Origin of the sequence: Saprospira grandis (assembly GCF_027594745.1) — a bacterium.
GTDB lineage: Bacteria > Bacteroidota > Bacteroidia > Chitinophagales > Saprospiraceae > Saprospira > Saprospira grandis.
In genome coordinates this window covers 296,202-320,595 of sequence record NZ_CP110854.1, presented here as the reverse complement: position 1 = coordinate 320,595, position 24,394 = coordinate 296,202, and the positions used below count along the sequence as shown (strand labels likewise).

Genomic DNA, 24,394 nt, shown 5'->3' with positions numbered 1-24,394 from the left:
CAAGAAAAGGTAAAATTTGAATCGATCGCTATTGTTTTTAAAGAAGTGAGGGTAAAAAACGATTGGCTAGCCTTCATAGGCGCCTATATTACAGTTGAGTAGGCGGTTTTTTAGGGTTTGTATTTTAGTGGGCTCAAACTGATCTACATTTAGGATGAGGTCTTTGAGTTGGCGCATTTGGTAGAGGACTTCTGGAAAAGCCTCAAATTCATTATCGCTAATATCTAAACGGCGCAGGGCGCTTAAATCTTGTAAATAGGGGGGCAAATTGCGGAGTTCGTTATCATAAAGGATCAAAAACTCTAGGTTTTGGAGCTCTTGAATTTCCTCTGGAAGTTCTTCTATGTAATTCCCTTCTAGGTCTAGGGCGATTAAATTTTTGATGCCAGAAGCATTTTTGGGAAAGAGGTAAATTTCATTATTGCTCAGGTTTAGGCTAGAGAGTTTTTTGAGTCTTTTGATGGATTTGGGCAGGGCCTCCAACTTATTTTCGGAGAGCTGCAGCTCTTCTAGCTGACTCAATTTACCAAAATTTCGGGGCAGGGCTGTCAACTTATTTTCTTGCAATTGTAGTTCTTGCAAGTTTTTGAGCTGGGCAAACTCTGCGGGCAGTTGCTGCAGTTCGTTTTCCGTAATAAATAGGCTTTTCAAGGCTTGAAGTTGGCCAATTTCTGGGGGTAGTTGCTGCAGAAAGTTATCCGATAGGTCTAGTTCTACTAGGCTTTGGAGTTGGCCAATTTGGGCGGGAAGTTGGCCAAGGTCATTATCTTGGAGTTCTAATAGTTCTAGTTGTTTTAGTTGGCCAAGAGAGGCCGGCAGTTGGTCCAGTTGGTTTTCGGCGAGCACTAATGTTTTTAGGGCAACTAATCCGCCAAAGTTAGAGGGCAGAAAAGAGAGCAGGTTATTTTCTAGGGCCAGTTCTTCTAGTTGGGTCAGTTGGGAAAATTCATTGGGCAGCTCTTGCAGGCGGTTGCTGCTTAGGTCGGCCATTTTTAGGGCCTGCAATTGGCCAATGCTAGGGGGGAGCTCTTCTAGTTGATTAGCCGACAGGTTAAGCGCTTCTAGATTTTGGAGTTGGCCCAGCCCTTCGGGCAGCTCCTGCAGTTGGCAATTGCCTAGGTCCAATATTCGGAGGTTTTGGAGCTGCCCAATGCTGGCGGGCAAGCGCTTGATCCCCGTACTATTTAGGATTAAGACTTCTAAATTTTGTAGCTGGCCAATTTCTTCGGGCAGCTCTTCTAGGGTTTCTTGCCCCCAAAGCGAAAGGTAACGCAGCTCGCTATATTGGCCAATTGTAGCCGGCAATTCACTGAGCGCCTCCTCTTCTAGTACAAGGGCTTGGTAGCTAATATCTAAATCAGCTAAACGCTCGGCTTGCAAAAGCCGACGACCGTCTTCTAGGTCCAAATACTGTTCTTTGACGGCCTTGGCTTGACCCGATGGCCCCGGGCTCATATTGAGCTGGGCCAATAAAATAGAGTTGCTCAATAGCCAAAGGCAGAGCGAAAAGCTTAGTTTCATCTTAGTGAATTTGTATGGTTTATCCACAAAGATAAAAAACCTTTTCTACTCTTTTTCTTCCTTTTTTCGGTAGTCGTTCCAATAAGAAACTTCTCCCTTTAAGGCCGCCTCATAGTCGGGAATAATGAGCCATTCCTCATAATCTGCCGTCTTTTCGGTCCGTAAAAAATGATCCCAATAGGTCTTTTTCGACATGCTGTCCCAATGTATAATGCCCTCAATGTATTGCCAAGTCTGAAACATACTGAAGGCTAAAAATACCCCCAGTACACTACCCACTCCCCAACGCAATAGCCTCGACCAATTAAAAAAGGCCTGAAAGAAAAGCGCAAAGCCCAAACTCAAAAAGGGATAAACATCAATAAAGGCCCGATGCCCAAAGCTGCCCCCATACCACCAACACCACCAAGATAAAATGATGTAGCTGTTGAGCAGTAGATAGATCGGAAAGGCCCAGCGCAGGCCTTTGGGCAAGCGAAATAAGCCCAAAATAGCTACTATCATCAAGGGGCTGTAGAGCAACCAACCTTTGGTATAGGAAAATAAACCTAAGTAGATTTTAGGCCGATCAAAGAAGAAACCCTCTGTATATTGGCCGTTTTTGTAGGAGTAGCAAATCCAGTCGCCAGAAACGTATTTCCAGTAGAAGAGCTGCGGCAATAGGACCAAAAAGGCCAAGGCTAACAGACTCCCCAGCTTGGGGGCATTGTTCCAAAATAACTGCAGCTGCGCCTTCAAGCTCTGCCAATGATATACCCCAAAAAAGATAAAACTCAGGCCAATCAAGACGTTATTGGGCCGAACCAAAACGATGAGGCCAGACAACAGCCCCAGCCAAATCGTATGTTTCCAGCTCTGCTCCCTAAACCAAAGTTGTGTCCCCCTTAAAAATAAACTAAAGAGCATGAAGTTGTGAACATGCGGCATCGGTCCATCATTAGAGGCATAATAGGCCAAATTACTGCCCAAAACAATAAATATAAAGGTCCAAGCTACCACTTTTTCACACACATAGGCCAACAAGAATTTTCGCAAACTCAATAGCCCAATGAGCAAATGAATTGGCCCCGCCAACATCAACGTAATCTGATAGGGCTGAGAAAATCCATTGGCCGCCATGCCCGTATGCAAATGCGCCCAAAGATGCCCCAAGAAAAAATAAGGCGAGTAAATAACCGCTAGGCCCATGCTCATCTTAATGATCCGATCCCCATCTTCCGTATAAACAGGCTGATAGTATAAGTCAATGTATTCCGGATGCTCATCCAAAAAACTCAAGCTCAAATCGCCCTCTATAAAAGTGGCGGGCAAATAGGCATAATAAGACCAAATGTCAAACATAATAGGAGAGGCCATCAGCCATTTCTGACAACTAAAAACAAGGACCATCAGTGAGATAGCTAGGCTATAAGCAGCTATCTTGGCCCAAGGCCGAGAAGAAGAGAGTGGGGGAGAGAGCATGAATTTCTTATTTTAGGGTCCAAAAAAGTAAAAACTATGCAGAAAACAGAACGTCTGACCGTTAAAAAAACCGCTCACTACCACACTTTAGGCGAGCTGAATGCCCAAACTCAGCATATTTATTTGGCCCTACATGGCTATGGCCAAGATGCCAGCCGCCTGCCCCAAAAGTTTGCCGAGCTGCCCCATACTTTTGTCATCGCCCCCGAGGCGCTTTCTTCTTTTTACTGGAAGGCCAGCAGTGGCCAGATTGGCCATTCTTGGATGACCAAAAACCACCGAGAAGACGAAATTAAGGATTATCTAGCCTATCTAGACCAGCTTTACGCGCATCTGGCCCCGCAGTTTCCGCCCCAGGCAAAGTTCCATTTGCTGGGCTTTTCGCAAGGGGGCGCCACGGCCCTCCGCTGGGCCTTGCACCGCCAACCCCAAAGGCTAAATAAGTTGATTATCTGGGCCGCCGATGCCCCGCCCGAGCTAGATGTTCAGAGCGAGTTTTTAACCCAGATTCAGTTCCATTGGGTCTGTGGCCAGCAAGATGCCTATTTCCCAAAAGAACGCCTAGAACAACAAATCGCTTTCTGGAAAAACTTGCCCCAGCCGCCCCATATCCAACTTTTTGATGGCCCACACCGCATCGATAAAAGGGTTCTTAAGACTATTCATGAAGATAATGATTAAGGGGTGAGGCGTTACTCCTTTCAGTCGTCGAACTGTAGACTAAAGTCTTTGTTGTCGCTGCGGTTTCGCCTTGCGGCGTTTACTCCCTTTGGTCGTCGAAGACGGACTAAAGTCCTTGTTGTCGCAGCTCGCTGCTATTTTGGGGCCTCCTGCCTGTGGCAGGCGCTACGTTTCGCAGCTCGCTCTTCGCTCGGCCCTTCAGCCCTTCGGGCTTCGGTCTGGCCCTGCGGGCCACTGCTGCACATCGCTAGGCCTGCGGCGGCTTCGCCGCCTGCTAAACCGCCTAAGGGGCCAATTGTTAGCAATAAGTTAAAGTACTGACTTACTGAACTTATTCAAAGAGCTAGAGAATGACCTTTTTAGTATCGTTAATGATACCCCAGACATCATTGATAATAGTTCAGCGGTCGTTGATGATGCTCCAGACATCATTGATAATAGTTCAGCGGTCGTTGATGATGCTCCAGACATCATTGATAATAGTTCAGCGGTCGTTGATGATGCTCCAGACATCATTGATGATAGTTCAGCGGTTGTTGATGATACCCCAGACATCATTGATGAGGGGACTGTTCGGGACTGTTCAGGATTTTGTGTATTAGAATAAAATGTGGGTCTTTAGATGGTTAGGATTTGGCCAATAGTCGCCCAGGAGCTTGTCCCTAGGCAGCAAAAAGGGCAGGCACAAAATTTAAAACAGCCTTAAGGAGGCAAAAATAGCCTTGAGGGCAAAGGACAGTTGGTTTTAACTAAGTTCAAGCTTATATTTAGGCCTAATGAAAGAAAAACTTAAATCTGCAGCACAAACGGGCATTGGCCCAAAATCTTTTTATATTCTTTATGGCAACAGCTAAACATGGCCCTATCGGCATATTTGATTCGGGTATAGGTGGACTTACCGTTGCGGCGGGGATTAGCCAGGCGCTTCCTCAGGAGTCTATTATCTATTTGGGCGATACGGCTCATTTACCTTATGGGGAGAAGAGTCCAGAGGCCATCGCCAACTATGCCCTGCACATTAGTCGCTTTTTGGTAGAGCAAGGCTGCAAAATGCTGGTCATTGCTTGCAATACGGCTTCGGCTGCGGCTTTGGGGCGGCTCAAAGCCTATTGGGGGGATCGCCTACCGATAGTGGATGTGATTACGCCCTTAGTAAAAAGCATGGCCCAAAAAAACTACAAAAAAGTGGGTGTAATTGGGACCAAAGTCACTACTCGAATAGACCAATACCCCCAGCAATTGCAGGCCTTAAGGCCAGATATTGCCGTTAGTTCTTTGGCTACGGGTATGTTGGCCTCTATGATAGAAGAAGGCTTTATTAACAATGCGGTGAGTCAGGCCGTTTTACATCAGTACCTCAGCTATCCTGATTTTCAGGATATCGAAGCGCTTTTATTAGCTTGCACGCATTATCCGCTTATTCGGCCAGAGATAGAGGCCTTTTATGAGGGCCGAGTGGCTGTTTTTGACTCTATTGCGGCAGTAGTAGAAGAAGTAAAGGCGCAGTTGGTCCAAAATGATATGCAAGCCAAAACAGATCTGGCCCCCTTGGCCCAGTTTTATGTTACCGATTATACGCCTTCTTTTGAGAAGGCCACCGCACTTTTTTATAAGCGCAAACTGCATTTGCAAGAATTGGATTGGAAAGAAGAGGGCTTGAGCTTTGCCAAAACATAGGTCCTACAGGCCGCGAAGCGGCCGCAGGCTTAGGGATGGAAAGCAGTGGCCCGCAGGGCCAGACCAAGCTTTTTTGAAGCGATAGCGAAAAAAAGCGAAGGGCCGAGCGAATAGCGAGCTGCGACAGAGCCCGACCCGCCCGCAGGGCGGGGAAGCCCCAAAAAAAAGAAACAAAAAACAGTATGAAATACAGAAAATTTTGGCCCTTAGGGCTACTGCTTTTAGCGGGGCTGAGTTTGGCCAGTGGGGGTCGGCTGCTTCGTTTGGCCCAGAGCATGGAAATATTTGCGGCCGCCTACCGCTCCGTGAATCGCTATTATGTAGAAGAGCCTGAGCCGACGGCCCTGATGCGCATAGCCATAGACTCGATGAATGGCAGTTTGGACCCCTATACCAACTACTTTTCGGAGGCCCAGATTGAGCAATTTCGCATCAACTTTAAGGGCTCTTGGGATGGGGTCGGCATGGAGCTCATTGAATATAAAGGGAAAGTATTGGTCAATGAATTGGTGGATGGTTCGGCAGCTAAGGCGGCGGGCATTCAGATTGGGGATGAGCTCTTGCGGATAGATGGCAGCGATATTTCGGGCAAAAAGCTAGAGGATATCGAGCGGAGTTTGCATGGAAAAGCGGGCACGCAGGTATTGGTAGAAACGCGTAGGGGAGTGGCTGCCTCGGAGGAGCATAACCTAACACGGACCAAGGTAGAACGAAAAAACGTTCCTTATTATAGTATGTTGGACGATAGCACGGCCTATATTGTGTTGACCACCTTTACGGAGCGAGCTGGAGGTAATGTCTCTAACGCTTTGCAAGAACTGCAGGAAAAACACAACCCCAAGCAAGTCATTTTAGATTTGCGAGACAATGGTGGGGGGCTTTTGATCGAAGCGGTAGCGCTTTGCAATGTCTTTTTGCCCAAGAACAAATTGATTGTCTACACCAAAAATAAGGTAGCTAATTGGGATCGTTCTTTTAGTACACAAAAGCAGCCATTAGACAGCCAAATTCCCTTAATTGTTTTGGTCAATGGGCAGTCGGCCTCGGCCTCAGAGATTGTAGCGGGGGCCATACAAGACTACGACAGAGGGGTATTGTTGGGGCAGCGATCTTTTGGTAAAGGTTTGGTGCAAAACACCTATGATATTGGCTACAACTCTAAGGTCAAACTGACCACTGCCCGTTATCATATTCCCTCGGGCCGTTGTATTCAGGCCCTAGCCTACAAAGGAGGGAAGTCTAAGCGGATGGACGACTCTTTGCGGAGCAGCTTTAGCACCGAAAATGGCCGAGAAGTATTTGATGGAGGCGGTTTGGAGCCGGACTATAAAATAGCTTTGGCCGAAACCAAATACTTATTGGATGCGATAACGGAAAGTCGTTTACTCTTTGAATTTGCCAATGATTTTCGGCAGAAAGTAGACAGCATTGCCCCCGCCTTGGAGTTTCAGGTATCGGAGCAGTTATATGCGGACTATCTGCAGTTTTTGGCCCAGAAAAACTATGCTTTTGAGTTGCCCTCGGAAAAAGAATTGGCCAAGCTAGAGAAAACGGCCAAAGAAGAGAAAAAATACGCCTCGGAAAAGGCGGCTTTTGAGGCCTTGCGGGCCAAAATCCGAGCAGAAAAAAAGCGGCTATTGAATCAAGAAAAAGCGGCCTTATCTATTCAGCTTCGTCAGGCCATTTTGCGTCGTTATTATAGCGAGGACCAAGTTATTATGGCTCGATTGAAAGAGGATAAAGAAGTAAAGGCCGCCATTGCCCTTTTTGGGGATGCAAAGGCCTTCGATCAGCTTTTGGAAGCGCCAGAAAAGTAAATTCACTCCATATTAAAACCGATTACAAAGATGTTTGCCATACAATCAGCCAAGAAACTGTTTTTCGCTTTTCTCATTTTGGGGGGCGGGATAGGTTTGGCCACCACCCTAACCGATGAGTTTGAAATTGCTAAGAACCTAGAGCTCTACTCTAATGTATTTAGAGAGCTCAATACCTACTATGTAGATGAGGTGCCGCCTGAAGATTTGATGAAATCGGGCTTGGATGCCATGCTTAAGAGCTTAGACCCCTACACCACTTATATTCCAGCCCAAGAAGTAGAGCGTTTTCGCTCTTCTATTACGGGCAGCTATGCGGGCATAGGAACCCGAGTGCGGGCCACGGCTTCGGGCGGCTTAATTACGGCCATTTACCCCGATGGTCCAGCCCATAAGGCGGGCCTTATGGCCGGAGACACCCTTCTTTTTATTGATGAGGTATCTTTAAAAGGCAAAGCCCTTTCAGAAATCAGCCAAGAGTTGAGAGGAAAAATGGGGCAGGCCATGCAATTGACCGTGCATCGGCCGGGGCAGAGCAAAAAGCTAACATTTAGCCTGCGCCGCCAAAATATCCTCATCAATAATCTTCCGCATTATGAGGTTTTGCCGGGAAAAATTGCCTACTTCTCGCTCACTACCTTTTCAGAAAAGGCGGGGCAGCATTTAGGGGAAGCCCTAGAGGCCTTGCAAGAAAAAGAAAAGCTCAATGGCGTGATTCTCGACCTTAGAGGCAATACGGGCGGCTTATTGAGCGAGGCCGTCAATGTCATCAATGTCTTTGTGCCCAGAGGGCGGGAAGTCGTTTCTATTCAGGGCCGAGAGAAGTCGCAACAGCAAATCTTTAGAACCCTCAATATGCCCATAGATAGCAGCATTGCCTTGGCGGTGCTCATCAATGAGCGTTCGGCCTCTGCCTCAGAAATTGTGGCGGGCGCAATCCAAGACTTGGACCGAGGCGTTATTGTTGGGCAGCGTTCTTTTGGAAAAGGCTTGGTGCAAAATACGGTAGACTTGCCGCATGGAGCCAAGCTCAAGCTCACTACCGCCCGCTATTATATTCCCTCGGGCCGCTGTATCCAATCGCTAGAATATGAAAATGGAGCTCCAAAAGTGATTGCCGACTCTCTGCGACAAGCCTTTAGTACCCTAGCGGGTAGAAAGGTCTATGATGGCGGTGGCATTCGCCCCGATTTAGTACATGAAAATCAGGAATGGTTGAGCTTGAAAAAACAGCTCTTGGCCAGCCCCGCTATTTTTGACTTTGGCGTAGCCTATCGCAGCCAGCATAAACTGCCCGAAAATTTGGATAAATGGAGCCTTCAGGCCAAAGACTTTGATGATTTTATGGCCCTGATGGATAAAAACGCTTACCTTAAAAAGAGCAAAACGGCCTTGGCCTTCGAGCAGTTTGAGCAAAAACTCGATCAGGAAGGAGCCCTAAAAACAGCCCTTAATAAAGAACTAAAGGCCCTAGAAAAAGGACTCCGCAGCCAAGAGCGCAACAAACTACTGGCCGCCAAGGATGAAATTCTACATCTCTTAGAGGTCGAAATTGTGGCGCAAGAAAAACTAAGAGCTGCAGCTATTGCCCATAGTATAAAGGCTGATCATTGCCTCGATATGGCCCTAGAATTGTTGGGGAAAAAGAAAAAATATCAGCGCTTGCTTATGCCTTAAGTAGCTGACTTTCTTAGAACTAATGAACAGAAAACGATGAAATACCTCTTTTTTCTCTTACTATTGGCCCTGAGCAGCCCTAGCTGGGCGCAAAGAACAGCCAATATTGCCCCCCACAAGCTCCCCAAAAAGGTCCAAACCGCTTTTGAAACTAAATATCCCCAAGCCCAGGTCAAACAAGCCATCTGGCAGGAGGTAGATAGCAGCTATCAGGGCCAATTTTGGGATGAAGCCAACGGAATCTATGTCTTGGCCTACTTTGATGAGCTCGGCAAATGGCTCAAATCAGAAATGGAGGTGGAACCCTCTGCCTTTACCCTGGCCATTAAGCGCTTCTTAGAAAAAGAATATGCCGACAGAACCATTAGCTATGTCTTGGCCACCCAACACCCCCTTGGCCATTATACCTACTGGATTGTTCTCGAAAATGAAACCGAAATCCTAAGTTTAGAGTTAGACGCTTATGCCAAGATCCTCTACCAAGAGGTAGAGCAAATTCAGATCAAAGCAGGCGAAGGATTAAGACCTTAATTTTTTTTGATTTTCACTTGAGGATTTAAGCTTTTTTTGCAAGTTTTGCGGCCCTAAGCCAATAGGCCCAATAGACGGATTTAAAAAGACAAGAATAATAACCTTATACACCACCACTTAAATTAGCAAGTTGTGAACAGCAAAAAACGCATTATCAAGGATTATGATGCCCTAGCAGAAGAAACCCTTGATCAAATTAAACTCCGCTACCCTCGGGGTTTTGCCCAGCACCTCGTCAAATATACCGACCGAAACGGTAAGCTGGTTTCTGCACTCCCCTTCGAGTGCGAAGATGTTTACTATTTGGTCCGTATGACAATTCGTGAAGCCGAACAAATCATTGAAGATGATGACGATTACGATGATGACGGAACCCTTCGCGATGACTTTGGCCTAGACGATGAAGATGATGCCGCTATCCTCGATGAAGCTAGCCAAAGCGAGGAGGAGGAAGAAGAGGCCGAACGACTCAAAAAAGACGATTAGACTGGCCGCCCCCGCTTTTATTGAACTTACTCCAAAAAATATTATGAACTTTATCATTTATGATCTAGAAGCTACCTGTTGGAAAACTGATGTGGAACGACGGGGGCGCAGCCAAGAAATTATCGAAATCGGCGCTCTTCTCTTTAATGAATACGCCGAACTACAATCCAGATTCGAGAGCTTTGTCCGCCCAAGCGAACATCCACAACTCTCCGATTTTTGTACGCAACTAACCGGAATCAGCCAAATAGAGGTCAACCAAGCCGATGAATTTCCTACCGTAATCGAGGATTTTCAAGATTGGATCGGCCTAACAAAAGGCGAAGACTACTTGCTCTGCTCTTGGGGTTTCTTTGACCGCAAGGCTTTAGCCCGAAATTGTAAGCTACACGATTTACCGGCCGATTGGACCGATAAACACATTAGCCTCAAACATCAATATCCCCGCATTAAGGGCATCCGCCGAGAAATTGGCCTCAAAAGAGCCGTCGAACGAGAAGGCTTTGAGTTTGAAGGCGCCCACCACCGAGGTATTGATGACGCAATCAATTTGGCCAAAATTTTTGTTAAGTACGCCAACCAATGGCGCTTTTAATCCCTTGAATGGAAGAAAAATACGAATCCCTAATTACTGGGATTATTGAGCAGGGCTACGGGCTGGTAGATGATTTTCTGCCAGCCCCTTTTGTGGCCCAAATCCGAACTTATTTGCTGGCCCAAAAAGCCCAATCTAAGTTCAAAACCGCTGGCATCGGCCAACAAGCTGCCCAGCATACCACTATCCGAAATGACCAGATTCTCTGGATAGAACCCCATAGCCCACAAACCCTAGAAGCCCAGTACCAACAGGCCCTGATGGGCTTTCTGCACTATCTTAACCGCAGCTGCTATACGGGCCTGCGCAGCGCAGAAATGCACTACGCCTTCTACGATATAGGCAGCTTTTATAAAATGCATGTCGATCGCTTTCAACACGATAGCCGCCGACAGTTTTCCGCCATTTTTTACCTCAATGAAAATTGGGCAGATACCGATGGGGGAGAGCTCTTGCTCCAACTCCCCAATGGCCAAGAAGTAAAAATTGCCCCCAAAGCTGGCCGATTCGTCTGCTTCAGAAGCCATGAGTTGCCACATGCCGTCCTGCCCGCCAAACGAGCTCGACTCAGCATTACCGCTTGGATGCTCAAGTAATTACTCAACAGTTAGTAGTTTTCTGCTAGCTGTTTTTTTTATGCGGTTTTGGGGCCCGCGGCCGCCCCAAATAGGGCGGGCGGCCGCCGCTATGCTGCGCCGCTCGCAAGTCTGCTCGGCCCTTCGCAGGCTTTGCCTGCTTGGTCTGGCCTTCGGCCACGGCTGCGCAGCGCTGGGCCATGCTGGCCTGCGGCCAGGGGCGGCTTCGCCGCCCATTTGGACCCAAAAAAGCGCAGCCTCCCCCAATGGAAAGTCTGCGCTCCTTATCTATTAAGGCCTAAACCTTATTTCAACATCTTACGAACAAAGGGAGGCAAAGCAAAAGCCGCCTGATGTACCGCCCCATCATAGTAGCTCAAGCCATGCTTCTCAGAAAAAGCATTGGCCGCCGCCTGATCAAGCTGAGGCAATTTGGCCTGCCCATCTTTGCTCGCCATAGTAAAGCTCCAAGTACCCGTAGGATAAGTAGGAATCTGAGCCAAGTATACCTCTACCGCCTCAGCACCAAAAATATCCTTTAGACAGTGGTTGAGCTCAACAAAGGCTTTTTGATGGAAATGCGGGCTTTCGCTCTGCAATACCAAAATACCATCCTTTTTAAGGGCCTTTTATACATTTTTGTAGAAGGCCTCAGAGAAAAGTCCCTCTGCTGGACCAGCAGGGTCACTGCCATCTACAATGATAATATCAAAGCTTTCTGCAGCCGCTTCAGCTACATAAGCAATGCCGTCGGCAATTTTGAGGTCCAAATTAGGATGGTCAAAAGCCGCCGCAATCTGAGGCAAATGCTCCTTACAAGCTTCTACCACATTGCCGTCAATTTCTACCATAGTCACCTTTTCTACCGAATCATGACGGAACAACTCGCGAACAGTTCCTCCATCACCACCACCAATCACCAAAATGTCTTTGGGGGCAGCATGGCTCAACATGGCCGGATGCGTAATCATCTCATGATAGATGAACTCATCCTTTTCTGTAGTCATAATAAGGTTGTCAATAGTCAACATCTTGCCAAAGGCATGAGATTCTAGAACCTGAACAGTCTGAAAATCAGACTTTTTGCGGTAGAGCAAATTGCCGGTATGACGAAGAGAAAGCGCTAGGTTTTCATCCTTATCGGTAAACCAAACATTGCGGCTAAATTTAACCTTATGCTCTAGTTGCGACTCGGTGCCCTGTCGCTCTTTGAGCAGGTGGTCAATGTTTACTCGCTTGAGCAAGTCCGCTTGACCGCGGTTGATCTCCATGGCCGAACCATAATCTGCCTCAAAAGCTGTTTTGAGGTAGTCATAAGAAATCCAAGGGTTTACCTCATCGCCACAGGTAAAAAGGTCTACCGCAGCATAACCGTACTCTGGCCAAGTATGAATGGCCAAGTGGCTTTCTTGAATAACGACAACGCCAGAAACGCCATAAGGAGAGAAGTGGTGAAAAGTCGCATTGATGACCGTTGCTTGGGCCTCAAGAGCGGCATTTACCATAGATTTTTCAATGGTGATAACATCGTTGAGAATGTCAGGTGAACAACCAAAAAACTCAACCAAAATGTGTCTTCCTAAAGTCTTGCTCATCAGCTAAATGTGAAAGTTGTGCGCAGCAAGAGCTGCATGAAAAAAATGAATTTTGCTTGGGGCGGCAAAAATAGAACAAAGTCTCAAGTTGCAAACTTTTTTTGCTTTTTTTTTGAGGGCCGCTATTGATTTTTTTGCCACCAACCATAAGTTGAGGAAAAACTTTAGAATACCGAAAATATTTTAGTTCTTTTAGGAAAAGCCTTTGCTTCGCTTTGTACTTTTGAGCAGAGGTAAGTCGCCCCTATTGGCCGCAGGCCAAAACGGCTTAGCGATGTGCAGGGGTGGCCGCAGGCCAGAGCGAGCAGCGAGCCCCGAAACGACAACAAGCCCTTTAGGGCGTCTTCGACGACCAAAGGGAGTAACCGCCTGCCGCAGGCAGGAGGCCCATCATCATCATCTAGTCTAGCTTCATCATGAAACGAACCATATTTTGGCCTAGCTTTATTTTCCTTTTGGGTTTGCTGTTTATCCTCTCGGCAAATACCTTAGAGAATTGGGCCTACCGATCGCCAGATTTGCCAGAAGCAGCCCAAGAATTAGCCAGTCAATTGGCCTTTTGGGAGCAGGATTTAGAGCAGCGAGTTGAACGCCGAGAGTTTCTGATGCGCTCGGTAGATAATGAATGGTCCGAGGATAGTTTGGCGGTTTATAATGCCCTGCCCTATACGCTTTTGATTTATAATGAAAGCGATTCGCTGATTTATTGGAACAACAATAAGGTGGAGCCCTACCAGACCGATGTGCGCTATAAAAGTAAGCCAGAGCGCCGTATTATGGATATGGCGGGCTCTAAGTACCTGATGATTAAGCGCCCTTTTAAGGTGATTTTGAACCAGCAGGAGTATCGCTATACCTTATTGGGCCTCTTGCCAGTCTACCTACGTTTCCCGGTGCAAAATGGCTATCTAGACAATAATTTTCCGCTGATGTCAGAGGAGTTTGGAGAGTATGTTCGCCCAAGTACCGATAGTTCGGCGCAGCTAGTCCTAGATGATTTGGGCCTAACGTATTTGCGCTTGGAGGAACAACCCAATTTTCCCTACCGAGACTCGGCCTATGGGGCTTTGGCCCTTTATTTATTAGGGGCTTTTTGCTGGATCGCCCTGCTTTTTCGCCTAGCCGCCCAACTCACTCGGCAAAAGGGGCAGTTGTTGGGCACCCTTTTCTTTTTGTTCGGTAGCCTCAGCCTACGCCTGCTAGGGGTTTATACCGAGCTGCCTCGACTAACCCACGATTTGCCGCTCTTTAGCTTTAAATTATCAGATGATGACTCGCTTTGGTATTATGCCTTAGGCGATTTACTCCTCGATTTGGGCTGGATTGTGGCCCTGCTGATTTTTATTTTGGCCAACTGGCAGGAACAGGCGATTAGAAGCTGGAGTAGCTGGCGGAAAAATGGCCTGGCCCTTTTTATCTTTTCGGTTTTGGTGGGCGGTTTCCTTGCTCTAGAGTTTACGCTCCGAGATATTGTGCTCAATGCCAATGTCTATTTGGAGTTTGAAAACTCGACTAGGGTGGATGCTCCCTCTTTTTTGGCTATGCTGGCCCTAGTGGTCCTTTTCTTCTCCTATTTTCTCTTGGTCAATAAGTTGTATCGCATGCTGGCGGTCTTAAATTGGAGCTACTTACAGCAAGCAAGCTATCTGTTAATCTGTCTGCTTTTTGGCGCCGCCCTAGGCCTGAGCATGGGCCTGCCCATTTTCTATGTTTTGGCCCTGGCAGCCTTTGTGATTGCCTTTGGCATTTTGCTGCTTTGGTTTGTGCAGGAAAAACAACTGACCTTTATGTGGCTTACCGTTTGGCTGCTCTTTTTTAGTGGGGTAGGGACCCTGCTTATCGAACAGGCCAATCATGAAAAAAATCTGGCCCTCCGCCAAGACTTTCTTAAGGTCCTTACCTTTGAACAAGACCCCAAGGTAGAAGAAGCTTTCTTAGAATTAGAGCCCAAATTGCTCAACGATAATTTCTTTAAGGTCTATTTTAGCTCGCTTTATATCCCTTATAGTCAGGTGGTCGATCGCCTGACCTACCTTTATCTGGATAATGCCTTTTTTGGCCGCTACGATTATAATATCTATCTCTACAATAGCCTGAATTTGCCAAAAAAAGGAGAGCAACTCCCTTATGGCCAATTAAAAGATATTTTTGAACGCTCGCAGAAAATGGCTAGCCCCAATCTCTATTTCTACTCAGAGAAATCAGGCCGCTTTGTCTATTATGCCGACCTAGAACTGCGGGAGGGCAATAAGCTCTTGGGCCGAATTGTCCTCGAACTCCGCCCGAAGGAGGAGGATAGCCAAAACTCAATCTATGTCGAGCTGCTCTCTCTGCCCAAAAGCCGCCTAGAACAAACCTACGGCAATTTTGAGTATGCACTCTATAAGGGCAACCAAAGGGTGCTGAGCAAAGATGGCGATTTTGCCGCCTATCTGGCTATTGATGAGGAGTTGCCCGAACCCAAGCAATTTTTACGCAAGAAAAAAGGCGATAAAACTTATCTGCTCTACCAAGATGAACGAAGTTACCTAGGCCTAGTGGCTCTGCAAGCAACTTCCTGGCTGCAACCCTTTAGCCTCTTTTCTTATATCTTTTGTATTGGCTTTCTCTTGCTTTTCCTGCTCTTTATTAGCCTAGCCGCTATGAAGTATTTGTTCCAATGGCAACCTATTGTGATTGAGTTTAAGGCCTCTTTGCGAGAACGCATCCAACAGGGGATTGTCTTGGTGAGCCTCTTCTCTTTTATCGCTATTGGGGTGGTCACGATTTTCTACTTCCAAAATGAATATAATGATTACCACAAACAACGCCTAGAACGAAAAATTGCTAGTACAGCCAAAACCGCTAGCTGGCAAATTGTCAATCGCCCCGATTCTAGCCAACTGATTCCCGATGCAAAGGATCTGGCCAATATTCACAAAATTGATGTGAATGTCTATGGCCTCAATGGCCAGCTTTTGTCCTCTTCTGAAGATGCCATTTTTGAACGCCGCCTGCTCAGCCGACAGATGGATCCCCTGGCTTACCGAAAAATGCGCTTCGAACAACTCGATAATTATCCCCAAAGAGAAACAATTAACAATCTAGAGTATCTCTCTGGCTATGTGCCGCTGCGAGATGAGGAAAATAATATTATCGCTTTTCTCAATCTGCCCTATGATTTGGCCGGTAGCAATAATATCCGCTCGCAGGATGTGGCGGAGTTCCTCGGGGCCCTGCTCAATGTCTATGTGATTTTCCTAATTTTAGCCGCTGGGGTGGCTTTCCTAATTGCCAATTCGGTCACCCGCCCGCTCTCGCTAATTGGCGAGAAGTTGCGCCTGATTAAGGTGGGCGAGAAGAACGAACAACTAGAATGGAAGGGCCGAGATGAAATCGGAGATTTTGTCCGCCGCTTTAATGAAATGCTGCTGGCCCTAGAAGAGAGCTCCGAGAAATTGGCTCAAAGCCAAAGGGAGTCGGCCTGGCGAGATATGGCCAAACAGGTGGCACACGAAATTAAAAATCCCCTGACTCCCATGAAGTTGCAATTACAACTGCTAGAAAGAGCCGCCCAGAAAAGTCCCGAAAAAGCCCAGCAAATGATGCCCCGCATCTCTAAGGCTCTGGTGGAACAAATTGATAATCTGGCCCGCATTGCTTCCGAGTTTTCTAACTTCGCCAAGATGCCGCCCCCAGAAAATGAGGTGATCGCCCTAGACGAAATGCTGCAGTCTATCCAACAGCTCTTTCAGGAAAATGAAAGCGAAACCGAAATCGAACTGCTCTCGCCCTTGCCTCAATTAGCCGTTTGGGCCGACCGTAGCCAAATGCTGCGCATCCTCAATAATTTGGTCAAAAATGCAATCCAAGCTATTCCCGAAGAACAAAAAGGACGGGTGCAAATCCAATTGGAACAGGCCGGCGAAGACGCCCTGGTCCTTGTCCGAGATAATGGCTGCGGCATCCCCGAAGAACAACGCAAACGCATTTTTGTCCCCTATTTTACCACCAAATCTTCGGGCACGGGCATCGGCTTGTCTATGTGCCGCAAGATGATTCGGGCGATGCAAGGCGAAATCTATTTCGAAACAGAAGAGGGCCAAGGCACAGATTTCTATATCCGCCTCCCGCTTTTTAAACAAGATTAACAAACTGAAGGATTTGGGGCTGCCCCGCCCTGCGGGCGGGTCGGGCTGTGCCGCAGCTCGCAGGTCTGCTCGGCCCTGCAGGCTTTTTCGCTGCGCTGCAAAAGCCTTGGGTCTGCCGCCTGCGGCGGCCCTGCTTTCCATCCCTCAGCCAGGCGCTGCGCGCCTCTACACCCAAAAACTTTTCCCTTTTACTCAATTTCCGTTTATGAAGTATTTTCTCCCCCTCTCTCTTTGTTTGCTCCTCTTTTGGGCCTGCGAACCCGCCCAAATTGTAGAAAACCAAAGGACCACTAAGGACAGTAGCCAAGCGCCTCCGCTCCCCCTAGATACCTTTGTCAACTTTAGATTCCTTGCCGTAGGCGATTTCATGCAGCATGGGGACCAAATCCGCGCCGCTTATGATCCCGCCTCTGGGCAGTTTGATTATGAACCCGCTTTTCGCTATCTCCGCCCCCTCATCGATTCGGCGGATTTGGCCATTCTGAATTTGGAGCTGACCCTAAACGATAAGAATAATTTTAGCGGCTACCCCATGTTCCGCTCGCCCGATACCCTGGCCCATTTTATTAAGGCAGCAGGCTTCGATCTGCTGTCTACAGCCAATAATCACACAAATGATAACTTTGATTATGGCCTACAACATACCCTAGATGTTCTGGATAGCCTAAATTTGGCCCATACGGGCAGCTTTAGAGATAGCACAGAACGAAAAGCGATTTATCCGCTAGTTTATGAACTGCAAAAGGATAGTGTAGCGCTGCGCCTGGCGGTGCTCTCTTTTACCTATGGAACCAATGGCATCCCAACCCGCAAACCAGGTATCGTCAATTTGATGGATAGCCTAGAAATTAGAGCAGATATTGCCAAAGCTAAGGCCCAAAAGCCCGATTTAATTGTTGCTCTAGCTCATTGGGGCCTAGAATATCAACTACAGCCCAACCGAGAACAGCAAAAATGGGAAGCTTGGCTAAGAAAAGAAGGGGTAGACCTTATTATTGGGGGACATCCCCATGTTTTGCAGCCCTTGGCCCGTGATAGCAGCAGCGGACAGTTTACCGCCTACTCTCTCGGTAATTTTATCTCTAATCAGTTTCGCCCCAATACCGACATTGGGCTAATCCTAGAGCTGGATTTTCAGAAAAACCGCTTTACGGGAGAGCTACAGCCCAAAGGAGCCAATTATATCCCTATTTGGCGACATATTCACCACTATAAACAAAAGCCCGTAGCCGATTGGGTCTATACTTTATTGCCTATCTCGGCCCTTTTGGCAGATAGCAGCAATTTTGCCCAGTTGCCTCAGGCGGAATGGGCCAGAATGAAAGCCACTTATCTCCGTAATCAAAAGAATTTGGCCCAAGGGGCAGGCCAAGAGCGCTTTTTGCCCGCTACTTACTGGCAGGGCTTTCCCCCCATTGATTCGGTCCTTACGCCCCTGCCCCCCAGAAAGCATAATTTTCGGCCAAGGATCCGCTAAGCTGGGGGCGAAGCCCCCACTGGCCGCAGGCCAGAACGGCCCAGCGCTGCGCAGCCGTGGCCGAAGGCCAGACCCAGTTTTTTTGAGCAAAGCGAAAAAAAACGCAGGGCCGAGCAGAACTGCGAGCGGCGCAGCATAGCGGCGGCCGCCCCAAATTGAAGGGCGGCCGCGGGCCCCAAAAGAAAAGAAAGGTCTAGTCTGTAGAGATTAGGCCTTTTGCTTTATCTATGCCTAAAAAGTTGCCCTTCTGCAAAGGTTTGATAAGGGCGATAGTCCTGTTTTAGGGCCTCATAGCCATAGGGCGCATAAATGTAGTAGAAATCGAAATGGGCTTGGGCGTCAAATTCTGCGCGATAGTTCATCAGTTGGATGCCTGGGTAGCAGCCCCTTTGCTGGTAGTAGCGGAAACTGGGCAAATTGAGCCAGTAGGTCCCTAAGCTATAGGTTTTTTGCTCCTTTTGGGCCAATTCAGAGACCGCAGCAAGGATGGCTTTATTGTCTTGCTCGTAGGTCCATTCTCGAAAAGCATGGGGCTGCCAGCTTTGCGCAAAGATATAGAGCTGCAGCAGGGAAAAACCGCCCGCTAGCCAGCTTTGCAGCCGCCATTTTTGGACCAAAGCCGCAAATAGCGCAAAGCTGAGTAGTTGGATAAAGGGCAGGTAAATGAGGGCCGTACGATCAATAAGGAAGCGGACCCCAAAGAGTTTGTGGGCCAAAATATGGCCGATGCTCATGAGGCTGAGCAAGAGGCTACTCATAAAGATGAGGCGGTAAATGGGGCTATTTTCCTTTCGTTTTAGGACTAAAAAGAGCAGGCCCAAAAGCAGCAAAAGAGGATAGGCATAGTAGAGCAAGAAACTATATTGTTCTAGCCCAAGGCCCTGCAATTGATGCTTGGCCAAAGAGCCGATCGTGTCTTGTAGCAGCCCTTTTTCTCCCCCAAAATAGAGTTCTTTGCGTTCAATTAGGCCCGAAATAGGGCCAGCAATAGCGGCGCCAAGCCCAAGCAGCCCCAAACCCATCAGGCCCAATTGGGCAAAGAGATGGGCTTTGCGGTTTGGACCAAATAATAACTGATAGAGCGTATAACTGGCCAAAAGGGCCAAGAGCGGAATCAATTGAGAGAAATTGGCATAAACCGAAAGGCAGGCCAAGAGCAGGGCAGCCGCCAAGCCTTTTAGGCTCGACTTCAGGAGGTATAATTGGGCAAAAGCCAGCAAGAAAAAACCATAAGAAAGGCCGTAGCCTCTGGCCAAAGAGAAAAAATCATTGAAATAAGCCTGACCCAAAAGCCAACTGCCGCCCAAGAAAAAGAGCGGAAGCGAAAGGCGAGGCAAAGCCTGTAGAAGCCGCCAAATCGCATAGGCAAATAGGGCTCCCGCCAAGAGATTGGGCAGCCGCAAAGCCCATTCTGCAGCTCCAAAAAGGGTATTGCAGCCCTTCATCAACAAACTGTTGAGCGGATGATTATTGGCCGAAGCATGATGGGCAAAACTAATGACCTCCCAGCTATTGCGGCCAATCACATAGTCTAAATAACTAAGGCTTTCATCATGGGTGAAGGCCAAAAAATAGGCTTTATAAGCCGCCAAGGCTAAAAAACTTAGGGCCAAACAGCTATATACAAAGCCTTTGGCCCTAGTGGAAGAGGGGGAATACATGAAGCTTAGTTTTCTTGGGTCGTTCCGCGAAGCAGTTTGCGAATTTGCTTGTGTAGGGCCTTCCAGTCGTCTTGCTCACTTAGTTCTAGCTGAGGAACCTCGGGAAAAATTTGAAGGATGCCAGGTAAAAGCTTTACAAAATAGTCTTTGATTTCTTCGGCAGCAGTTTCTTTGTCCTCATAATCGGGGACCTCCGCCAAGAGGTTTTCGGCAGTGGCCTGCCCAATGATGATGGCATCTAAAGGGTGGTTGAGTTCTTCCAACAACTCTTTAAGGGCCTGCGCCTCCTCCAAAGAAGAAATGCAATCGGGGTCTAGCAACCAGCCCGCCTTAATATTGCGGGGGAGTTTGCGCAATTTGCTTTGCATCAGCTGCTTATAACGGTCCTTGGCATCTAGCTCGCCCAAGCTTTGGCCCAAAGCCGACTTACTTCCCGCTTCTTGCATAAACAAATCGCTAAGCGAGAGGTAGTAATAGTCTTCTTGCAAGGCCAATTCTTCTACTTCTAGGCTGTAGACGGCATAAGGGGGCTCTAAGAGCAATAGTGTTTTCATGCTTTTAAAATTCATAGGCACCAATATCGGGCTGGGCGTCTCGCCCTTTGCTCTCTGCATCATCGGCTAGGCTCGGATTGAGCGGCATGCCAGCATTGATAAGCGGAGAGGCACTGCTGTCAATTTGGTACTCATACAGTTCTAAATCTCTAAAATAAGGTTCTTGATTGATGAGGCAATTGAATTGCCCCGTTGCAAAGGTATCTACCTTGAGTAGGCAGTGTTCAAAGGCATAATCCCATTGGGCGCCGCCACTAAAGTCTTCTAAAGAGCCCAGCTCAATCTCTTCGGCCTGATTGCCATAGACGATAGAGTTTTGGAAGCGAGCGCGAAGATCCGCCGTAACTGGAAATTCATTTCCATCGGCATCATAACGGATTTCAAAGTCACGCATACTCAAAACGGCTTCATTGCGGCCCACAAAGGGGTTGGTCCCAAAGTTAATCAGATTACAATGCCTAAAGGTATAATCGCCGCCCAAAATATTGATGAAATTATATTGGTTCGAGTTAGCTAGGATACAGTTTTCGGCCCAAAGGCTACTAAAACGGGCCAAAATACAGCTGCGGTCTACATTATAGATCATGCTTTTCTTGAGCTCTAACTTGACCGTAGGATGGTTCGGGGCCAAAGAATCAATGACGATTCCATCTACCGCATTGCGAATAATGCAACCATGTATTTGGTTGTTCACGCTTTGGGCCGTGAGGTAAATTCCCCCATGCTGAAAGGGTAAATCCTGATAATCCTCCTCCAATCGATGGGTTTTGAACTCGGCGGGCTGGTTGAGGTCGCCGCCTACATTCACTTTGATGGAGGAATTATGCCCGATGACAATGGTCGCTCGGTCGCCGGGGCGACTTGTCGGTCCCCCAAACATGAATACCTCTGTTCCGGCAGGCACGGTCAGTACCGAACTGCTATCAAAGTAGAGTTGGCCCAAAAAGATATAGGGGGTATCGGGGTTTAGCTGGATTTGCTCATTGACAAAGCGGGTTTGGTAGCCTCTTCGGCCAAGATAAATAGCGTTCCAGCCATAGGCCTCTAAGTAGACCTTTTGTTGGCTGCCGTTGGTCTCAAATAAAATAGAGTCTAGCCGTATAGCGTCCCCATTATTGGGGTCAATTCGGGCAGAAGCGAGGATATACAGGCTATCGCCTCCCGCCAATTCGATGTCTTCTACGGCCAAGGCATTTTGGCCGTCAATGTTTAAACTGAAATCGGAGCTTCCGCCTCCAGCTAGCTCAATCCGACTAATTTTTAGGGTTTGGCTGTGTGGGTTATAGACCTTAAATCGCCTACTGGCCGAGCCCATATCGGTAAAGACGGTATCAAAACTGAGGGTATCCAGTTCAAAGCGAAGATCTGCTCCCGCTTGCGTTAAGAATTGCTCTTTTCGGCAGGCGCTAAAGGGCAGAAGGAACAATAAACAAAGGCCCAAACAGGCCCAGGAATACTTTTTTAATCTCATATCGCTAGCTATTCTTTTTATACTAAACGCAGCTCATCGCTTTTTGGCAAAGCTACAATTTTTTGCGCATAATATTTTTTCGCCTTTTTCTTTGGGCCGTTGGCCTGGGGCCGCCAGCATATTATTTATTGTCCTTTTATTTTTTTTGATTTGGGGCTGCCCCGCCCTTTGGGCGGGTCGGGCTGTGCGCGGGCTCGCAGGTCTGCTCGGCCCTGCGCTTTTTCGCTACGCTCAAAAGCTGGGTCTGGCGCTTTGCGCCACCCGCTACCATCCCTCAGCCGCGGGCCTTCGGCCCTTTTAGGGCAAACTCTTGCTTGATGCAGCTAGAGAATCGTTTTAGGTCCTTCTTGGTCCAAGGCGGCAGCTAAACGCTAGTTTAGCAAGCTTCGGATGATGCAAATACAGCCAAAACGGCCGCATCTTGTTTATTTGTATTTGCAGAATGGGGAGAAACAGTTGTTCAGCGTTAATTTGCAATTGCAGAATGGCCAGATACAAGTCCCCTAGCTAATTTGCATTTGCAGAATAGGGAGAAACAGTTGTTCAGAGCTAATCTGCATTTGCAGAATGGCCAGATACAGTTGTTCAGCGCTAATCTGCAATTGCAGAATGACCAGATACAAGTCCCCCAGCTAATCTGCATTTGCAGAATAGGGAGAAACAGTTGTTCAGCGCTAATCTGCAATTGCAGAATGACCAGATACAAGTCCCCCAGCTAATTTGCAGTTTACAAATCCCTCCGGGCATATCTATAATGCCCTATCTTTTTTTTCTGGACTGACCCTACTACAGTTTAACAATAGGCGCTTAGCGGCGAAATATTGGCCTAGCGATGCGAAAGGGGGCGGCGAAGCCGCAGACCAAGGCCGTCAGGCCGCAGGGCCGAGCAGACCTGCGAGCCCTGCAGCGTAGCGCCTGCCGAAGGCAGGAGGCCCCAAAAAACAGCAATAAAAAACAGCGGCAGAAATAGGTAGATAAATACTATAGATATTTGTACTTTTGCGGGTCAATGATTTAACGACCAAGCTGGACTTTTTCAAAGCGTATTTAATGGTATTTGCTAGCCTCATCTTCTTAACGGTCTTTCTGCCCCTGCATTTAGTGCTCTACTATGCGGTAGACAACAAGACCTATCGTAATATTCTGCTGACTTTATTCTCTTTGGCTTTTTATGCTTGGGGGGAGCCGGTCTGGATCATCTTGCTGATTATTTCGGCCATGGTGGACTATGGCAATGGGCGTTGGATTGAGCATTTTAGGGGGACGGCCCATGCCAAATGGGGCTTGATTTCTTCTTTGTTGGTCAATTTGGGTTTGCTAGCCACCTTTAAGTACAATGTTTTCCTTTATGAAAACTTCAATGCCTTGTTTGGGACCGCCTTTGAGCCGACCAAATATGCCTTGCCTATTGGAATTTCCTTTTATAGCTTTCAGACCATTTCTTATACTGTAGATGTGTATAGAGGGCAGGTCAAGGCGCAAAAAAGTTTTCTGCGTTTTCTGATGTTTGTCAGTTTATTTCATCAGTTGGTGGCTGGTCCGATTGTTCGTTATTCGGATATTGAGGACAACATTAACAATCGGAAAGAAACGGCCTATGATATTAGTCAGGGCATCTTGCGATTTTGCATTGGGTTGTTTAAGAAAGTCTTCATTGCCAATGTGGCGGGTGGTTTGGCTGTTTTGTATTTGGGCGAGCCGGGCAATCCATTAGATTTGAGTACCATTACCGTTGCCGAGGCCTGGTTTGGGATTTTTATGTTTGCTTTGCAGATCTACTATGACTTTTCGGGCTATTCCGATATGGCGATTGGTTTGGGAAGGATGTTTGGCTTTCACTATTACGAGAACTTCAATTATCCATATATAGCAAAGAGCACCGCAGACTTCTGGCGGCGTTGGCATATGTCATTGGGGAGCTTTTTCAAGGACTACATATATATACCTTTGGGGGGAAACCGCAAGGGGAAACTAAGGGGCTACCTTAACCTTTTCGTCGTTTGGTTTTTGACGGGCCTTTGGCATGGCGCAAGTTGGAACTTTGTCTTTTGGGGCTTATATTTTGGTGTGTTGATCTTATTGGAGCGTTTGATTTTGAATAAAATCTTTAAGCGTTTGCCGGCTATTTTCAGTCATGCTTATTTATTGATTGCGGTCATGTTTAGCTGGGTGCTCTTTTACTTTGAGGACAGCAGTCAGTTATTCCAATTCTTTGAAATTATGGTAGGCGCCAGTGAAAATGCGTTTTGGAACTTTAAGCTGGGCCTTGTCTTGAAAGAGCATGCCTATTGGTTGGCTTTGGCGGTACTGCTTTGCTTGCCCATTTATCCGCCATTTGGAAAATGGTTTGAGAACAAGCTGCGTTTTCAGTCGGGTTTGCTTTATTGGTGGTCCTTGGGAATTATCCAGTTAATTTTGCTTCTTGCATCTATGGCCCTTTTGGTTGGCGATTCCTTCAATCCCTTCATTTATTATCGTTTCTAGC

16 protein-coding genes and 1 pseudogene are annotated in these 24,394 nt (G+C 47.4%); 11 read left to right on the top strand and 6 right to left on the bottom strand.

Going from position 1 to position 24,394, the window contains the following annotated elements:
* Positions 1-66 precede the first annotated feature (66 nt).
* Together OP864_RS01210 and OP864_RS01205 are read right to left on the bottom strand one after the other, a co-directional pair.
* Positions 67-1,521, bottom strand: coding sequence for a leucine-rich repeat domain-containing protein (locus OP864_RS01210; protein ID WP_270099497.1), 1,455 nt, complete (start codon positions 1,519-1,521; stop codon positions 67-69).
* Between the two features lie 45 nt (positions 1,522-1,566).
* On the bottom strand, positions 1,567-2,982 hold the full coding sequence (locus tag OP864_RS01205) for a hypothetical protein (RefSeq protein WP_270099496.1): 1,416 nt from the start codon (positions 2,980-2,982) through the stop codon (positions 1,567-1,569).
* A 36-nt stretch (positions 2,983-3,018) separates the two neighbouring features.
* Here OP864_RS01205 and OP864_RS01200 point away from each other — a divergent pair, with 36 nt between their 5' ends.
* From OP864_RS01200 to OP864_RS01165, 8 genes are all read left to right on the top strand, one after another.
* Positions 3,019-3,663 (top strand): alpha/beta hydrolase, encoded by a 645-nt coding sequence (locus OP864_RS01200; RefSeq protein ID WP_270099495.1) that lies wholly within the window; start codon positions 3,019-3,021, stop codon positions 3,661-3,663.
* Between the two features lie 840 nt (positions 3,664-4,503).
* The gene (murI, locus tag OP864_RS01195) at positions 4,504-5,340 is read left to right on the top strand and encodes a glutamate racemase (RefSeq protein ID WP_014373324.1); all 837 of its coding nucleotides are present in this window, start codon (positions 4,504-4,506) and stop codon (positions 5,338-5,340) included.
* 182 nt (positions 5,341-5,522) lie between these two features.
* The gene (locus tag OP864_RS01190) at positions 5,523-7,157 is read left to right on the top strand and encodes a S41 family peptidase (protein WP_270099494.1); all 1,635 of its coding nucleotides are present in this window, start codon (positions 5,523-5,525) and stop codon (positions 7,155-7,157) included.
* A gap of 30 nt (positions 7,158-7,187) precedes the next feature.
* Positions 7,188-8,834: a S41 family peptidase gene (locus OP864_RS01185; protein WP_270099493.1), complete on the top strand. Its 1,647-nt coding sequence runs from the start codon at positions 7,188-7,190 to the stop codon at positions 8,832-8,834.
* Positions 8,835-8,870: 36 nt separating this feature from the next.
* Positions 8,871-9,365, top strand: coding sequence for a hypothetical protein (locus OP864_RS01180; RefSeq protein WP_270099492.1), 495 nt, complete (start codon positions 8,871-8,873; stop codon positions 9,363-9,365).
* A gap of 132 nt (positions 9,366-9,497) precedes the next feature.
* Complete coding sequence (locus OP864_RS01175) at positions 9,498-9,851, top strand: hypothetical protein (RefSeq protein WP_270099491.1); 354 nt, start codon at positions 9,498-9,500, stop codon at positions 9,849-9,851.
* A gap of 43 nt (positions 9,852-9,894) precedes the next feature.
* Complete coding sequence (locus tag OP864_RS01170; RefSeq protein WP_270099490.1) at positions 9,895-10,446, top strand: 3'-5' exonuclease; 552 nt, start codon at positions 9,895-9,897, stop codon at positions 10,444-10,446.
* 8 nt (positions 10,447-10,454) lie between these two features.
* A complete protein-coding gene (locus OP864_RS01165; RefSeq protein WP_270099489.1) occupies positions 10,455-11,042 on the top strand; it encodes a 2OG-Fe(II) oxygenase in 588 nt (195 codons plus the stop codon).
* Positions 11,043-11,326: 284 nt separating this feature from the next.
* Here the strand turns inward: OP864_RS01165 and speE are convergent.
* Positions 11,327-12,616, bottom strand: a pseudogene (speE, locus tag OP864_RS01160) (polyamine aminopropyltransferase).
* Between the two features lie 416 nt (positions 12,617-13,032).
* Here speE and OP864_RS01155 point away from each other — a divergent pair.
* Both OP864_RS01155 and OP864_RS01150 read left to right on the top strand, forming a co-directional pair.
* Positions 13,033-16,746, top strand: a complete 3,714-nt coding sequence (locus OP864_RS01155; protein ID WP_270099488.1) for a sensor histidine kinase — start codon at positions 13,033-13,035, stop codon at positions 16,744-16,746.
* Between the two features lie 205 nt (positions 16,747-16,951).
* Positions 16,952-18,223 (top strand): CapA family protein, encoded by a 1,272-nt coding sequence (locus OP864_RS01150; protein WP_270099487.1) that lies wholly within the window; start codon positions 16,952-16,954, stop codon positions 18,221-18,223.
* 221 nt (positions 18,224-18,444) lie between these two features.
* Here OP864_RS01150 and OP864_RS01140 read toward each other — a convergent pair whose 3' ends face one another.
* Genes OP864_RS01140 through OP864_RS01130 form a run of 3 tightly spaced genes read right to left on the bottom strand, consistent with a single transcriptional unit; the run spans position 18,445 to position 21,909 of the window.
* Positions 18,445-19,884 carry a hypothetical protein gene (locus OP864_RS01140; RefSeq protein ID WP_270099485.1) on the bottom strand — a complete coding sequence of 480 codons (1,440 nt, stop codon included), beginning with the start codon at positions 19,882-19,884 and terminating at the stop codon, positions 18,445-18,447.
* 5 nt (positions 19,885-19,889) lie between these two features.
* Complete coding sequence (locus OP864_RS01135; protein ID WP_245538612.1) at positions 19,890-20,438, bottom strand: adenylate kinase; 549 nt, start codon at positions 20,436-20,438, stop codon at positions 19,890-19,892.
* A 4-nt stretch (positions 20,439-20,442) separates the two neighbouring features.
* A complete protein-coding gene (locus OP864_RS01130; protein ID WP_270099484.1) occupies positions 20,443-21,909 on the bottom strand; it encodes a hypothetical protein in 1,467 nt (488 codons plus the stop codon).
* A gap of 1,050 nt (positions 21,910-22,959) precedes the next feature.
* Between OP864_RS01130 and OP864_RS01125 the strand changes: the two genes are divergently transcribed.
* Positions 22,960-24,393, top strand: a complete 1,434-nt coding sequence (locus OP864_RS01125; protein WP_270099483.1) for an MBOAT family O-acyltransferase — start codon at positions 22,960-22,962, stop codon at positions 24,391-24,393.
* Position 24,394: the final 1 nt, after the last annotated feature.

What these genes read in the sequence shown, in the direction of transcription:
- OP864_RS01140 (WP_270099485.1), bottom strand. Translation starts at nt 19,884, where the DNA reads ATGTATTCCCCCTCTTCCACTAGGGCCAAAGGCTTTGTATATAGCTGT.
- OP864_RS01200 (WP_270099495.1), top strand. Translation starts at nt 3,019, where the DNA reads ATGCAGAAAACAGAACGTCTGACCGTTAAAAAAACCGCTCACTACCAC.
- OP864_RS01210 (WP_270099497.1), bottom strand. Translation starts at nt 1,521, where the DNA reads ATGAAACTAAGCTTTTCGCTCTGCCTTTGGCTATTGAGCAACTCTATT.
- OP864_RS01165 (WP_270099489.1), top strand. Translation starts at nt 10,455, where the DNA reads ATGGAAGAAAAATACGAATCCCTAATTACTGGGATTATTGAGCAGGGC.
- OP864_RS01190 (WP_270099494.1), top strand. Translation starts at nt 5,523, where the DNA reads ATGAAATACAGAAAATTTTGGCCCTTAGGGCTACTGCTTTTAGCGGGG.
- OP864_RS01170 (WP_270099490.1), top strand. Translation starts at nt 9,895, where the DNA reads ATGAACTTTATCATTTATGATCTAGAAGCTACCTGTTGGAAAACTGAT.
- OP864_RS01125 (WP_270099483.1), top strand. Translation starts at nt 22,960, where the DNA reads ATGGTATTTGCTAGCCTCATCTTCTTAACGGTCTTTCTGCCCCTGCAT.
- OP864_RS01185 (WP_270099493.1), top strand. Translation starts at nt 7,188, where the DNA reads ATGTTTGCCATACAATCAGCCAAGAAACTGTTTTTCGCTTTTCTCATT.
- OP864_RS01130 (WP_270099484.1), bottom strand. Translation starts at nt 21,909, where the DNA reads ATGAGATTAAAAAAGTATTCCTGGGCCTGTTTGGGCCTTTGTTTATTG.
- murI (WP_014373324.1), top strand. Translation starts at nt 4,504, where the DNA reads ATGGCAACAGCTAAACATGGCCCTATCGGCATATTTGATTCGGGTATA.
- OP864_RS01135 (WP_245538612.1), bottom strand. Translation starts at nt 20,438, where the DNA reads ATGAAAACACTATTGCTCTTAGAGCCCCCTTATGCCGTCTACAGCCTA.
- OP864_RS01150 (WP_270099487.1), top strand. Translation starts at nt 16,952, where the DNA reads ATGAAGTATTTTCTCCCCCTCTCTCTTTGTTTGCTCCTCTTTTGGGCC.
- OP864_RS01205 (WP_270099496.1), bottom strand. Translation starts at nt 2,982, where the DNA reads ATGCTCTCTCCCCCACTCTCTTCTTCTCGGCCTTGGGCCAAGATAGCT.
- OP864_RS01155 (WP_270099488.1), top strand. Translation starts at nt 13,033, where the DNA reads ATGAAACGAACCATATTTTGGCCTAGCTTTATTTTCCTTTTGGGTTTG.
- OP864_RS01180 (WP_270099492.1), top strand. Translation starts at nt 8,871, where the DNA reads ATGAAATACCTCTTTTTTCTCTTACTATTGGCCCTGAGCAGCCCTAGC.